The following is a 14,881-nucleotide window of genomic DNA, read 5'->3' as shown; positions in this document are numbered from 1 at the left end:
ATGAGTCTTCCGACAAAGTAGGATTTCTCCGCGCCCCAGACAGGGCGATATCTTGACAGGTGAGATGAAGAACTGTAGGGTTCAAAGTTCTTCACCCGACGATCACCTCACGTCGATTCTTACACGGGCTGGCGTAGCTCAATTGGCAGAGCAGCGGTTTTGTAAACCGCCGGTTGGGGGTTCGATTCCTCTCGCCAGCTCCACAACTTCCACTGACGAATCAACCGGTTGGCGGCTTACAGCGCAACGACTCTCCCCTCGCAATTCTGCGAGTGTAACCGTCTGACGTTCAAAGTACGCAGAGAGCAAACGCGCTGCCTGGTCGAGGTCCCGCTCGTTCACAATGTTGTACCGGTCGAACACGCTCCGAGTCTTGTGGCCGGAAATGGACATGGCGACCTTCTCTGTCACTCCGGCTCGCACCATGTTCCGTACAGCAGTACGACGAAAGCTGCGTGGGATTCTACCTACCCAGACCAGGCGCTTCTTCTTCTCATCGTTCACCATCCCGCCGAGGCCGATCCTCTCGCATGCCTTTCGCCACAGATGATTCATACTCTGGTGCGAATCCCTCCGCAATGGCAGCCCCACGAACAATCCGGCCATTTGAGGTCACAGCAAGTCTTCCAAGCCAACAGGACTCGGTAGAGATCGCCTGTGAGGTAGAGAACCCTGGGCGTGTTGGTTTTGGTGTCCTGAGCCTGAAGAAACAGCTTTCCCTCGGTTCAATTGATTTGCCGCCATTGCAGAAAGCAAACCTCCCCCCTTCACATCCCGCTGTAGTCTGCGAGCGTAGCTGAGACCTGGGCATAGTCAGGCGAAGCATCCCGAAGCGCGAGGAAATCCTCTTGCTCGAAGAGTCCTGACCGGAGGAGGGGGCAGATCAGATGGCACTCACAGCCAGGGAAACCGCGATACGGACCCTTGAAACATAGAGCTTTTCGCCACTTAATTCTCAGTCTTTTGGGACTAACTAGGCTGCCTAAGTCCATTGGATGATGATGCTACTGCCTTCTGTTTCCCCACAGAGACCCATAGTGCGTCCGATTTGGCCTACGTACTCAACCGCTCACTCGATAGCAGAGTGCCTTCCCCCCTTCGACCAATAGTTGCGACGATGCCGCTCGAAGTAGTCTCTCTCCAGCTTTGGAGGAGGATTCATTCTGTTCACGATGCGGTCTCTGAGTGGAAGTGTGCTGGTACTCACGCTGGCATGGTCAGTACCTGTTGTCTGCGCAGAGGACAACGGTCTCATACCTCAAGTCGATCCCTACATCGCATTGTTCGGTGGGATGACGTTGCCATCGAAAACCGATGCGAAAGTCAATAATGCCGGAATGAATCTTACGTTCTTGGATCAGGACTTCGGCAGCTCAAAATCGTTGGGAGGGAAAGTTGGTGTCTGGTTTCCTGGGCTGCGCCATTCCACCGGTCTTGATTTTGGTATGGAGTTGGATGTCACGAATTATCAGCCAGACGTAAAAGCTGGGCGGTTCCAGGCAAACGGCACACTCAATGGAACCCCCGTTGTCGCGACGGCTAGCCGGAGTAGCAACATGGATGTGAATGCCACTATCGTCGCGACCAACCTCTTGTTCCGTCTGCCGCTATATGTATCAGCTGAGTTTCCTCAGGGGCGGCTCTATCCATATCTCGGAGGAGGGCCAGGCGTTCAAAAATCTTCGTTCGGCTCCAACGGAAAATCAGACTATGATCTAGCACTTCAAGCCGTCGCCGGCATGCACGTCTTCCTTGCCAAACGCGTCTCCTTGTTTGCTGAGTATAAGTTTACGCACGCCACCCAAACCTTCGGCTTCACAAGCTCTACCGGTACCACCCAGGATGAGCGATATACCTTCAACGTCAGTCATGTCGTGGGTGGGCTTGCCGTCCACTTTGGAAACTGACCCGCCTAGTAGAGGGATTATGAAGACAGCCAGCACATTGATTCACACCGGAGGCCGTATGAAACACTCATCCAGATTGTGCGCACTTCTTGTTCTTGGGACTGCTTTGATAACTGGTTGTACGTCGGTTGGAAACTTAGGCATTGTCACGAAACCTTCAGCCAATAATGCCGATAGGCTTAAGTCGGGGGTGAGTTTTGAGGAACTTGGGCCGGTGGAAGGATCAGGCTGTCGTCACTTCATCCTTGCCATCATTCCATTCGGTGATTCCAGTTTCTCAACAGCTGTGGACGAGGCACTCAGTCAAAAAGGTGGCGATGCATTGATCAATGTAACCGTCTCGACCAGCCTGTATGGCTTTATCCCAATCTACAATATCTATAGCTTCACCTGCACATCAGTGAGCGGCATTGCCGTGAAATACAAATAAATGAAACACCTTTGCGAAAGGCCATAGAATGATGTTCCGCCTGCGAATCAACCCGATACTAGGCGTCCTCACTCTGATGTTCTTAGCAGGCTGTAGCACGACTCGGCTGCCTGCACCATCTGAGGCCATTTCTGATTTAACAGGGAATGCCAAGGTGGCAGTTGTTCACTATGATCCTGAACAGTTTATGATTTGGACGGGAGAACCGAAAACACGCACGACGGCTTTAAGCATGTTTGGATTGATCGGTGCCGCGATCGAGGGTGGGATGCAGCAGGCGGACGCCAAAGAGGTCGGAGCGAAATTCATCTCGTCCGCTCAACTTCTCGATCCCATCACGCAAGTAGAAAATCGGTTCATTGCTGCATGGCAACGAGAGCTCAAGCTCACGGCAGTGGGGGGATCCCATCTCGCAAAAAATGACAGCTCACAAAAGCTTCAGCAGCAATTTGGCGAAGGCTACGTGATCGACTTCAAAACGGAACGATGGAGCGTCGATCCGATCATCGTGGGCGGATTTTCATTTGAAACGATTACCTATCGCCCATCCTACACTGGACGGGCCCGATTGATCCGACTTGACGATCAAAAAACTCTTTGGCAAGGGACCTGCGAATATACGAAGGACGATTCCTTGACTCCAAAGCTGGCTCATGTCGACATTTCTGGAGATGACCGCGGTATAGCCGTGAAAGCGGGGATACAGACTTTAGCAGATGCCTGCGCCGACTATCTGTGGAGACAGTTTTTTGGACGGGAATCAGGGCCTGACATCTCGCTCACCGCGGTGACCGAAGCGCCGAAGTAGCTGGTTCGGAAGTCTGCGGGGGGGAGTTTTCGACACCCCCTCCCTCGAGTGCGCCCGGGCTTTTGCAAGCGCCGGCACAATGAGTCATGAGCTTGAAATAATCTGCACCGGTTCAAACTTTCCGGTAACCGTTCATATCAAGATATCTTCAAACCCAGCCATCCAACCATATGTACCCGATCTCCCCATCCATTCCGTAATGCGCGGGTGGCTTGTGCCACTCCGGGCACCGGCATCCTGCTTCCGGTTCTTGCTATTTGGACTGAGTGGCTTATCTTGACAGGACATGTGGAACCTCCAAGCCTTATACGGCTTCCAAGACGATTTGTCCCGCACAAGCTTCCGCCCCTCTGGCTCTGGGAATGGACCACCCACCATTGACAGAAGCAATCCTGTCATGTATCCATTGGATACATGACGCCTGAAGAATTCAAACGCACCAGACTGGCTCTGGGCCTCACTCAACAAGCCCTTGCGGATCAGCTCAAACGCAAGCGGCTCGCCATTGCTCGGTATGAAGGCGGGACACGCACAATCCCCGGCGTCGTCGAGGTGGCTCTGCAGTCCATCGGACAATCATCCCGGATTCCACTCGTCGGGATTGTGGCTGCAGGCGATCCCATCGAACCCATCCCGCAAACCGAACGTATTGAGGTCCCCAAGAGCATGCTCGGGCGAGGAGAAACCTTTGCCTTACGGGTCAAGGGAACCTCCATGCGCGACGACGGCATTCTCCCCGGCGATGTGGTCGTCGTACAAAAACAGAATGTGGCTCGAAACGGCCAAACTGTGATTGCCCTTTTGAACGGCGAGGCCACGATCAAGACATATCACCGCAAAGCCGGCGCGATTGAATTGCACCCGGCCAATGAAGCCATGACACCCATCCTGGTGCACGAAACCGACAGCTTCCATATCGAGGGCATCGTCGTCGGCGTAATCCGGCATCTGAAACGCTAGGTGCGCGCATCAGACCGCGTGAGCGAATGCCATGGATCGTCAGATTGTCTGCTTTGCCATCCCCTCTCTGGAAATCGCACTGGCGCGGTTAAGGCATCCATCACTCCGGACGCGTCCGCTCGCGGTCGCCACGGTCGACAGTCCTCGTGCGCTTCTCTGTGAGGTCTCTCCTGAGGCTGAACGAGACGGCCTCCACGTCGGCATGTTACTCGACCAGGCGCGCCGCCTCTGCCCGTCCTTGCATGTTAGTCCCCCGAATCCCCGTCAGGTTGCCACGGCCAACCATTCGATCCTCGGTGTCATTCAGCGGTATGCCCCGACCTGGGAACCCTTTCTCCCCGGGTCTCTCCTGATGGACCTCACCGGTACCACACGCCTCTTTGGGTCAACCTGTGATGTGATGGCGAAGATCCAGGCGGAGGTCCTCACGCAGTGTCACCTCGAAGGCGTGGCCGGCGTGGGCACCAATAAACTCGTCGCACAGACAGCCGCGACGCTGGTGGAACCCTCCGAACTCTACGATGTCCGCTCGGGATCGGAACGCCTGTTCATGTCCCCTCTTTCAATTCGAGCCTTGCCCGGCGTACACCGGCCCTGCATGCGCACAGTGCTGAAGCGATTAGATGATCTCAATTTGCGTTCCCTGGGAGATGTGGCGGACAGCCCGCTCGACGCCCTCGAAGTAGCACTGGGCACCTATGCCGGGCAGCTGTCTCGATGGGCGCAGGGCATCGACCCAACGCCGGTTCGTCCGCCGGTCGCCCATCCGGTCCTGAACGACACCACCACCCTCAACCCCGATGAGGTGGACGATGCACGGCTCCAGGGTCGGCTCGCAAATAGCCTACAACGACTCTGTCGTACCCTCCGCAGCCAGCGCCGGATGTGTGGCGGACTCGCCTTAACCCTTCGCCACAGCGATCATCGGGAGGTGACAACAAAGACGCGGGTGATCCCGGACACCTGCTGGGAGATCGATCTCTCCGGCTTACTCCAGGGGCTCTTTCAACGCGCCTTCCGGCGGCGTATCCGTCTTCGGAGGATGACGGTCACCGTGACCGACCTCACCGGCTTTGCCGAACAGGGATCGCTGTTCGAGGAACGGCCACCGGAGGAGCAACGGGATCGCGACCGGAGCCGGCGTCTTGCCGTCGCCCTCGATCACCTGCATCAGCGGTTCGGCGAACAGGCGATTCGTTATGGGAGGGCGCAGTGAATGTCGTCCGCCTTCGTACATCTCCACACCCATTCATCCTATTCACCCATGTGGGGTATCCCGACGCTTGAAGCTCTTTGCGAGGCCGCTCGTACACAACGGCAGGACAGACTTGCCCTCACCGATACCAATGGGCTGTATGGAGCCATCCGGTTTCTGAAGGTCGCGCAACAGACGGGCCTGAAACCGATCCTCGGGGCCGAACTCATTCATCAGGCGCACCGGGCGGTACTGTTGGCTAAAACGCCGGCCGGTTATGCGAATCTCTGCCGTCTTCTATCCGCTCGTCACGAGGAAAGCGCTTTCGATTTCATCGCGGACGTAACACGTTATCGAGCCGGGCTGATCATTCTGTCCGACGACCTGTCAGCGCTAAGAGCCTGGCGCAAAGACTCTCCGGAAGATGTGTATGTCGAACTCACGCCAGGATCAGACATCCAGAAGGCCCTCACGTTCAGCCGAGGCAACGGGCTGCCGCCGGTGGCCACCACTCGCGCTGCATTTCTTTCTCCTGCCGATTTCGAGACACATCGTCTGCTGCGCGCCATCGCCGAGAACACGACAGTGTCCCGACTCCGGCCGGAGCGCTGTTGTGCACCATCTCATTGGCTCATGCCGCCGACAGTCATTGCGCGATATCTGCCGCATGTGCCGGAAGCGCTGACAAACAGCCGGCGCATTGCTGACGACTGTTTCACCGACTGGACCTTCAAAGAAACGATCTTCCCCTCGTTCCGCCAGCTTTCGGCAGAAGCCGCATGTGAATCGTTACGAACGAAGACCTATGAGGGTGCACAGCGGCGTTATGGCACGCTGTCCGAGACCGTACGGCAGCAGATCGAAGCAGAGCTAACGGTCATTCGAGACAAACGTTATGCCGACTACTTTCTGGTGGTCGAGGAAATTGTCCGACAAGCGCCTCGCACGTGTGGACGAGGGTCCGCGGCCGCCTCGATCGTCTCTTATTGTCTCGGCATCACCCATGTCGATCCGATTCGACATAATCTGCTGTTCGAGCGTTTCCTGAACCCCGGCCGGCATGACCCGCCAGATATCGACATCGACTTTCCATGGGACGAACGTCCGAAAATTCTCGAATGGGTCTTTGCGCGATACGGCGCGAAACAGGCGGCCATGGTCGCCAATCAAAATACCCTGGCCGCACGCGCAGCCATGCGCGAGATCGCCAAGGTCTACGGTCTGCCGGCCGCTGAGATCGGCAAGACGCTGGATCTGCTCCACCGGCGCGCCAATTTCGTCGACGTGACCGCGGCTTCAACCTTGCAAACCTGGGCAAGCGAAGTCTGTCGCGCCCTACAATTGCGCCCACCTTGGCCGGACATTCTCTTCCGGGCCGGACAACTACAGGGACACTTCCGCCATCTCAGCCTCCACCCAGGCGGAGTGATTTTAGTCCCGGATGAGATCCGCCGGTATGTTCCGGTAGAAACCTCTGCATCCGGCTGGCCTGTCATTCAATGGGAGAAGGACCAGGCCGAAGATGCGGGACTGGTCAAAATCGACCTGCTCGGCAATCGGTCTCTCGCCGTCATTCGTGATGCCCTGGCTGCCATCCACCACAACACCGGCCGCCTGATCGACTACGTGCTCTGGGATCCGATCAGCGATCCGGTCACGCAGGAAGTGATCCGCCGCGGGGATACAATGGGCTGTTTCTATGTCGAGTCTCCGGCAACCAGACTCCTGCTCAAAAAACTGTGGACGACCATGCCGCAGGCACGTCGGGTTCTGGCGGATGTCTTTGAGTATCTGGTGGCCGTGTCGTCCATCATCCGTCCCGCCGCCAATGTCTATGCCGATGAGTTTGTCCGTCGATCCCACGGCCACCCCTACCGCTCATGGCATCCCTTACTGGATGAGGTCTTGGCCGAGACACACGGAATCATGGTCTATCAGGAAGATGTGATGAAAGTGGCGGTGGCCTTGGGCGGCTTCTCCGTGCACGACGGCGATCAACTGCGCAAGGTCCTCAGCAAGAAGCACAAGGAACGGCAACTGCGAGATTATCAGCGGCAGTTTTACGCCGGCGCGGCGGTCCGGCATATCTCGCGACCGGTGGTGGACCACGTCTGGGCCATGATGATGAGCTTCGCCGGGTACAGTTTCTGTAAACCGCATTCCGCGAGCTACGCCCAGGTGTCTTTCAAATCGGCCTACCTGCGGGCCCATTATCCGGCCGAGTTCCTCGCCGCCGTCATCAGTAATCAAGGCGGGTATTATTCGGCTTTCGCCTATCTGTCGGAAGGACGGCGCATGGGGCTCACGATCCTTCCACCGGACATCAACGCCAGCGACTGGGCCTATCGTGGATCGAGTCGGGCCGTCCGGGTCGGCTTGATGCAGATCAAAGCCCTGCGCAAAGAGTTCGCCCAAAGGATCGTCACGGAACGACAGGATCACGGCGCCTACCGCTCGCTACAGGATTTTCTCGACCGACTGAAACCCGAGATCGCTCAGGCCACGTTGCTCATCAAAGCGGGCTGCTTCGATGCCATTGCCGGAGAACTGACCCGACCGGCGCTGATCTGGAGGCTCTTCGCCGCCCAGTCAGAGAAACCCATCGGGTATCTGCCGATTCCACCGGAGTACTCGGCTCAACAGAAGCTCGGCCAGGAGCTGGAGCTGTTCGGCTTTCCTCTGAGCAGGCATCCACTGGAACTCTTCACCGACGTGGTCGCTAGCCTGCCGCACCTCCCGGCACGAGACCTGGCACAGCATGTCGGGAAAGAAGTCACCCTTCTCGGTTGGATGGTGACGGAAAAAATCGTCTCCACGAAGAAAGGCGAGCCAATGGAGTTCGTCACCTTCGAGGACCAGACCAGTCTCTATGATGCGACCTTTTTCCCCGAGACCTACCGGCGATACTGCCACCTCCTCGCCTCAGATCAGGCCTACCTCGTCACCGGTGTGGTGGAAGAACATTTTGCCACCGTCACGGTGACGGTCACACGACTTCGCCCCTTATCCGCTCCCGACGCGGAGGACACCATCTCACTTGAGGCGGACGCGCCAGAACCGTACACTGAGCAACATGACACCTTCTCCCCTGATCCGCTTCGGCACCTCCACCTGGACCTATGAAGGCTGGAAGGGGCAGATCTATACCCGCACCTATACGAAAACCGGCTTCACTCGAGACTGTCTCGGGGAATACTGTCAGTACCGCTACAACGGCGAGCCACTCTTTCGCACCGTGGGGAACGATGCGACGTTTTACCGGCCTCCCACGGCCAACCAGCTCACACGCTACCTGACGCAGATCCCGGAAGACTTTGAAATGTGCGCCAAGGTCTGGGAGGAGATTACCATCCCCACCTATGCCTCACATCCTCGGTATGGAATCAAAGCCGGACAGCGGAATCCGAACTTTCTAAACGCGGACGCCTTCCTCAAACTTGTCCTCCAGCCCTATCGCGATGCGCAATTTGGGCCGCACACCGGCCCATTCTTGTTCGAGTTTCAACGCCACGGGCTGTCCATTGAGGAATTCTGTACCGGGCTGGACGGATTCTTCGCGCGCCTTCCGAAAAACTTCCGGTATGCCGTTGAAATCCGGAATGCCGGATTGCTGGGCCCTCAGTACCACGAGGTGCTCAGCCGCCATGGCGTAGCGCATGTCTACAATCACTGGTCCTTCATGCCGTCTCTCGCCGAACAACATCAGCGAATGGGGACCTACACCGCACCGTTCAGCGTATATCGTCTCCAGACCCCGCTCAAGATGACGCATGAAGCGGCAAAGACACGCGCCGAACCCTACAACAGGATTGTGGGTGAGTTGCCGGAGATGCGACAGGACACGGTACGGCTCGTTCGACAAGCCACTCGAGAAAATCGAACCACCTATGTGCTGGTCAACAACCGGGCGGAAGGCAATGCGCCGCTGACCATTCAGGCCCTCGTCGACTCCCTCCTCGAGTGAGGTGCCTCACTCGCGAAACAGCTCGCCCCTCCCGGGACGACCGTGTCATCAACTGCGTTTGCCAGACACCGAGCACAAACAACGAGGGGGATGCAGCCTCAGCTGCGTCCCCCTCGGTTCAGGCTCACGCGACGTTGGTTGTCTTAGGATACTACGTGTAAACAGCAATAAAGTCGTTTACTTTCAATGTCGTGGCAATCAACCCGAATAATAAACTTGTTTACTCTGCTGGTCATAAGCAGGGTTTTGATTCGTTGTGCGACTGCGACTCGTGCATTCGTCGGCTTCCTGGTGACACTCCTCTCTGGTTCTCTCTCATGTCGGTGACAACTTCATCGGGCGACCTAATCTTCGATATCTTTGATGCCGACGGCGAATCCTGTCGCCCATTGATTCACCCCTCGAATCGACCTATTCGGAAAACACATGAAATGGTAGAAATGCTCGCCGACATAGCCTCCAAAGCGATTTTTGGCGTTTACGTCAACAATGATCAAATGCCGCAACTGACCTTTGCAGACATACTTCTCCACAGAGATGTACCGATAGACGGCGCTGCAGGGATCGAACAGTGTCTGACTCATAATCCCTTGCACGGCAGCCTGATAGTTTCCAGGGCATGCCGCGAAATGATTTTGCAGAAGTTGCGCCTGTGTGAGCCGAGCTGAGGACGTGCATCCATCCGTCACCAATACGATCACTACAGGAAGTGCTTTCGTCATATTTATCTCCACCTTTGCCTGGACCATGAATGACCGAGTTAGGAGTGAGCCATTCACGGACAGGCCAGTACTGATACTGGCTTCGTTATCTACCGAGTTAGGCTTTGAGGCTGCAGGGGGAAGTGCGCAGGGTCGTCGCCGGTTGGGCCCGAATCGAGCGCGACGACTTTTCCTGCTCGATTCACAGCGGTCCTATAGGGGGCCGTCACAACGCTCGGCATGATCTGCCCTGGATAGGCTTGGCCTTTGATGGATGGATCAAGCGGCACGCATTGAGCGTCGTTGAGCGCATATGTCTTGATGGGTGGAAGCGTGGGTGCTACCGGTGCGATCTGATAGCGTAGTCTGATGGCCAGCTCAACGGGTGTCTCGTGACGATTGTAGGCCACTAACGGCGCGCCGACCAGAATCACGCAGGTTGCACGAAAGCTTGTCACGCCGTCTCGTGAACAGGACGGATAGGTCTGATAGGGACGACCTTGTTGAATGGCCTCGACGTCTTCTTGTGATGGAACGACCATCCAATCCAGTGGGCCATTGGTATGGAATTCAATTCCCACCTGCGTCGGCGTGGTGGCATCGAGCCTGGTCACCGAGAGAGAATGTGGGGGGATTGAGCGAGTCTCGTCTCGCTGGACCGGCGGTGGCTGGATGGCATACCGCTCTGCGAGTGTCGGGGCCATCGTGCTCGGATCCACGTCGCAAGCCAGGGTATACGTGTGGTTATTCGTAAAGACAAGATAGTTGGGAATCCCCACATTGTCGAGGAGTGAGGCAAGGAGAATCGAGAGGTCTTCACAGTCCCCCGCTCCAATTTGGAGTGTGGCCTGTGGGGATTGAATGTGCTCCCTCGCCACAGGATCGTCCAAGTAGCCAATATCGTGCTGAACGAATCGATACAGTTCGGTCAACATGCACGTGCGATCACCGGCCGGACAGCCTTTGACTTTGGTGTAGGCCAGCGCTCGGAGGGTATCCGACTCCGGCACGACGGCATCCAGATAGCGCTGGTATGGATGAGCGGGGGAACGAGCTGGACTATGGGAGATGGCGGGGACAGGCACTGCCTGTTGGATGTTCGGTCGCGCCTGGTCCGTGGCCGTGTCTGTCAGCCGGTACCAGGACACAAGACCGATCAGCACCAGACTGATCGCCATGACTCGTCGCGTCGACATGCGAGAGGTCGCGAGGGAATCACGGTGGTGCATGTACGCGCGATCGCGGACGCCCATGGGTGCCTCCTGTCGCCTAGACGAGAGCCTGCAGTCTGCCTGTGAGCAAAGGGACTCCTGCCGGACTCCGCTGCGTGGATCACAGTACTCCAAAGCACGTTATCACGAAGAAGGAAACTGGCCCATGATTTGGGAGTTTTTGAGATTTATCGCCGTCGCGACGGCAGCCCGGAACCATCACTCTACTGAACGAGGAGCCTCCGGATTCCAGTAAACATCGGCCTGACGTCTGACACCGTGGTGAAATGGCATCGGAGTTAATTAAAACCTTTGAACGATGGATGGCCAAACGGTGAGGCCCTCGTAAATCGTTTATACGGACAGAAGGCACAAACCCTGCCGCACTCGCCGCCAGGAAAGGTTCTGAAATACCATGGACGACCGCACCCATGATGCCTAGGACGGAGGCACCGTCAGAATTGATTCAGGCTACAGCCTCGATACAAGCAACATGCAACACACCGTGAATGCAGTCAGTCGCCACACAGGAAGCATCGGTATATTTTCCTTCACACACTCATCCGCCGACCAGATGCCTACCCTCCACTTTTCATATGCAATCGGACCAGTGTCGCCAGCGCGTCCTGATACCGCTCCGGCAAATTCTTGAATCGTTTGCGGCATCCCGCTACCGCAGTCTCTTCGGAGGGAAATGTCGCCACGACCTTTTTCAGATGTACGCTGTACTCGTTCAGCTTCACCTCCACCAGTCTGGTGAGCCCCGGTTGACCCGCCAGACTCGATGCCGCATTCCGTTGATCGCCCTTGGCTTCGACCAATGCCTGGAAGCACATGCCCTTCAAGCGTTGCATGACCGTACTGCGATCCCATCCCAAAGTCGCGCCCGTCGCCTGTAAATCAAAGCTGTGGTCGCGAAGCACTCGCAGTAACACCTGATCGCTTTTCTTCGGATCACCATTCCCATCCGATGCCTCAGCCGCCGGCACTACGAGAACAGCCCCTGGTGCAAGAGTCGCAGGTCCCGTCAAGCGCAGATCCTCCTCAAGGATGGAGGAGCCATCCGCCAGAATCACCGCATTCTCAAGACACCGTTTCAGTTCTCGCACGTTGCCCTTCCAGGGCCAACTTGTGAGCCGATTCAACGCTCCTTGCGAAAGGACCATCTTCGTGCGACTGTTCGTCGCTGCCGCCTGCTCAATAAACTTCATCGCCAGTGTTTCAATATCGCCTTGCCGATCCCGCAACGGCGGCAGACGAAGCTCGATGCCGTGCAGCCGGTAATAGAGGTCCTCTCGAAACCACCCTTCCGCGATGCCTTGGAGGAGCTCTCGATTTGTCGCGCCTACCACACGCACATCCACCGCCACGGATTTTCGATCCCCTACTCGGGTCACCACGCCTTCCTGCAACACACGCAGCAATTTCGCCTGCAAGTCCGGACGCAAGTCGCCGATTTCATCGAGAAAAATCGTACCGTTGTGAGCCTGCAGAAAATACCCCTCATGATCGTGCACCGCACCACTGAACGAACCGCGGACATGGCCGAAGAGCTGGCTCTCGAAGAGGTCCGGAGGCACCGCCGCCATATTGACCGGCACAAACGGGCGTGCTGACCGTGCGCTCAGCCGGTGGGCAGCCTGGGCAAACAACTCTTTCCCGGTTCCCGCTTCGCCCAGTATCAGGATCGGAATCGAGGTATCAGCTGCTTTTTTGAGATCCTTCCAACAGCGCAGCAGAATCGGATCTCTCGTCAGAATACCGAACCGGGCGCACTCTTGCCGGACATCTTCCTGCTCAGCCGTTCCCGTCGCCCCACGGCCAGGCTCTACCGCCTTTACCGACGCCAGCCTCCCTTCCAGCGCTGTCACCGCCTGCCTCGTCTCGTCGGCTTCACGCTGTGCCCCCTGCAATTGCTGCTGCAATGATGCGATGGTCCGTTCAAGCGACGTTTGCTGATCGGCGCCCTGCGTCACCTCCGCCTTTACCGACGCCAGCCTCCCTTCCAGCGCTGTCACCGCCTGCCTCGTCTCGTCGGCTTCGCGCTGTGCCCCCTGCAATTGCTGCTGCAATGATGCGATGGTCCGTTCGAGCGACGTTTGCTGATCGGCGCCCTGCGTCACCTCTGCCTGCGCCGACACCAGTTTCTCTTCCAGCGCCGTCACCGTCCCTCTCGCTTCGTCAGCCTCTCGCTTCGCCCCGTGCAATTGTTGGTGCAACGACGCGATCGTCCGCTCAAGTGACGTTTGTCGATATGTGCCCTCCGCCGCGTCGGCCTTCGCCGTCACGACGTCTTCCTCCAACTGATAGGCGCGCGATTCATGCTGCGCAAGCAGCGTCTGTTTCGTCGCCAGGGCACGATGCAAGGCGAGCTGTTCCTGTTCTAAGTGGGTCACACGCAACGCGGCATGCTGTCGCGTCCAGCCGAGCGCGAGCAGCGACGCAATGCTCACGGCCACGAGGGGCGACAGGACCGGGAGCACGAGCTCGCCGAACCCCATGACCACGAACGTGACCGCCGTATAGCCTGCGCCAAGCACACCCGCCGCCACTGGTCCGCCCCATCCCGGGAGGAGCGTCACAGCAGCAGCGGCTCCCAAGCCGAGGAAGAGGGTCAGCAACCAGCCTGCTGATGTGCCGATCTGGCGCAGACCTTGCTGGGTTAAAATTGTGTTAGCGACATCAGCTAGAATAAAGCCGCCCGGCACGTTCGCTTCATACGGCGTCCAACGCTTGTCGGCCCCCAGCCAGGCATGCACCAGGATAACCAGCTTTCCCGCAAACCACTCCCGTAATCCGGCCTCATCCCCCTCCTCGATTGCATCCGACACTTGCCGAAACTCAAAGTACGGAAAGGTGTTGTCCGTGTCCGGATGTTCCCTATCCGGATAGTGCTTCGTGTGGCGAATCAGCAGTTGCCCTTGGGCATCGACCGGGGCAGAAACAGTCCGTTGGCGACCATCGGGCCAATGGGCATCGCGAAGCCGCAGCGCATCGCCTGGGACCAGTTCAATATGGTCGGGTGGCACGCGCAGGACATTCGCCGCCATCGCCACCCCCAACGCCGGCACTGCGCGATCGCCGACCGCGACGAACGTGGGCACGCGGCGATAGACCCCGTCTTCATCAGGCCAGGCAGCGATATGCCCGACCCCGGCAGCCGCCGACGCCAGCGCGAGGAACGGACCCTCCATGCGACCGGCTTGCGGAAGCGCCTGCACCACCTGGGCATCAAATGTTGGGGTCATGAGCGTGAACACATCCGAAAGCGCCAACGTGGTGGGAGGTACCGTACCTGGAGCTGGAACCGCCATGGGATACAGCACCATCCCGGCGCCGCTGGTAGCCACTAGCAAGGCGCGGTCACTTGCGCCGTCGCCGCGCTCTGGCGGGCTGGCATTGGGCATGTGGAAATCAAGCGCGATGGTTCGGGCACCGGCTCGCCCCAACGCGGCGATCACTTTGGCGAAGACTGCACGATCCCAGATCCCGGACCCAAACGCCTCCTCGCTTTCCTTCTCACGCCCGATCACCACGATCGCAGGATCGGCCTTGCCCGCACCCTGCCAACGCATCCGGAGATCGTACGTGGCCATCTCCCACGAACCAAACAGTTGCGGAAGCATCATGGTCAATCCCCAGGCCATGCTCGTCGCGAGCAGCCCCACGACGCAAATCGTCATCCACCGAGCAAACATCGAGACT

Annotated in this window: 10 protein-coding genes and 1 tRNA gene; 8 read left to right on the top strand and 3 right to left on the bottom strand. The window is 57.7% G+C overall.

What is annotated here, in order from left to right:
* Window positions 1–127: 127 nt before the first annotated feature.
* The 8 genes from V9G17_18975 (at window position 128) to V9G17_18940 (ending at window position 9,264) form a co-directional block, all read left to right on the top strand.
* Window positions 128–203 (top strand) — tRNA-Thr (locus V9G17_18975).
* 990 nt (window positions 204–1,193) lie between these two features.
* Complete coding sequence (locus V9G17_18970) at window positions 1,194–1,907, top strand: outer membrane beta-barrel protein (GenBank protein MEI2754680.1); 714 nt, start codon at window positions 1,194–1,196, stop codon at window positions 1,905–1,907.
* 19 nt (window positions 1,908–1,926) lie between these two features.
* Entirely contained in the window at window positions 1,927–2,337 is a 411-nt protein-coding gene (locus tag V9G17_18965; protein ID MEI2754679.1) for a hypothetical protein, read from the top strand.
* Between the two features lie 28 nt (window positions 2,338–2,365).
* Window positions 2,366–3,145, top strand: a complete 780-nt coding sequence (locus V9G17_18960) for a hypothetical protein (protein MEI2754678.1) — start codon at window positions 2,366–2,368, stop codon at window positions 3,143–3,145.
* A 414-nt stretch (window positions 3,146–3,559) separates the two neighbouring features.
* On the top strand, window positions 3,560–4,105 hold the full coding sequence (gene lexA, locus V9G17_18955; GenBank protein MEI2754677.1) for a transcriptional repressor LexA: 546 nt from the start codon (window positions 3,560–3,562) through the stop codon (window positions 4,103–4,105).
* A 31-nt stretch (window positions 4,106–4,136) separates the two neighbouring features.
* On the top strand, window positions 4,137–5,321 hold the full coding sequence (locus tag V9G17_18950) for a hypothetical protein (protein MEI2754676.1): 1,185 nt from the start codon (window positions 4,137–4,139) through the stop codon (window positions 5,319–5,321).
* Window positions 5,322–8,423 carry a DNA polymerase III subunit alpha gene (locus V9G17_18945; GenBank protein MEI2754675.1) on the top strand — a complete coding sequence of 1,034 codons (3,102 nt, stop codon included), beginning with the start codon at window positions 5,322–5,324 and terminating at the stop codon, window positions 8,421–8,423. It begins immediately after the preceding gene.
* The gene (locus V9G17_18940) at window positions 8,374–9,264 is read left to right on the top strand and encodes a DUF72 domain-containing protein (GenBank protein ID MEI2754674.1); all 891 of its coding nucleotides are present in this window, start codon (window positions 8,374–8,376) and stop codon (window positions 9,262–9,264) included. Before V9G17_18945 ends, V9G17_18940 begins: the two co-directional genes overlap by 50 nt.
* Before the next feature lie 344 nt (window positions 9,265–9,608).
* Here V9G17_18940 and V9G17_18935 read toward each other — a convergent pair whose 3' ends face one another.
* The 3 genes from V9G17_18935 to V9G17_18925 all read right to left on the bottom strand — a co-directional run bounded on the left by V9G17_18935 (window position 9,609) and on the right by V9G17_18925 (window position 14,874).
* Window positions 9,609–9,986, bottom strand: coding sequence for a hypothetical protein (locus V9G17_18935; protein MEI2754673.1), 378 nt, complete (start codon window positions 9,984–9,986; stop codon window positions 9,609–9,611).
* An 89-nt stretch (window positions 9,987–10,075) separates the two neighbouring features.
* Entirely contained in the window at window positions 10,076–11,218 is a 1,143-nt protein-coding gene (locus V9G17_18930; protein ID MEI2754672.1) for a transglutaminase domain-containing protein, read from the bottom strand.
* 536 nt (window positions 11,219–11,754) lie between these two features.
* A complete protein-coding gene (locus V9G17_18925; protein ID MEI2754671.1) occupies window positions 11,755–14,874 on the bottom strand; it encodes a sigma 54-interacting transcriptional regulator in 3,120 nt (1,039 codons plus the stop codon).
* Window positions 14,875–14,881 lie beyond the last annotated feature (7 nt).

The organism is Nitrospira sp., assembly GCA_037045225.1.
Lineage (GTDB): Bacteria > Nitrospirota > Nitrospiria > Nitrospirales > Nitrospiraceae > Nitrospira_A.
Note: the sequence above shows the minus strand (reverse complement) of the source record. Positions and strands in the feature narration are given on the sequence as shown.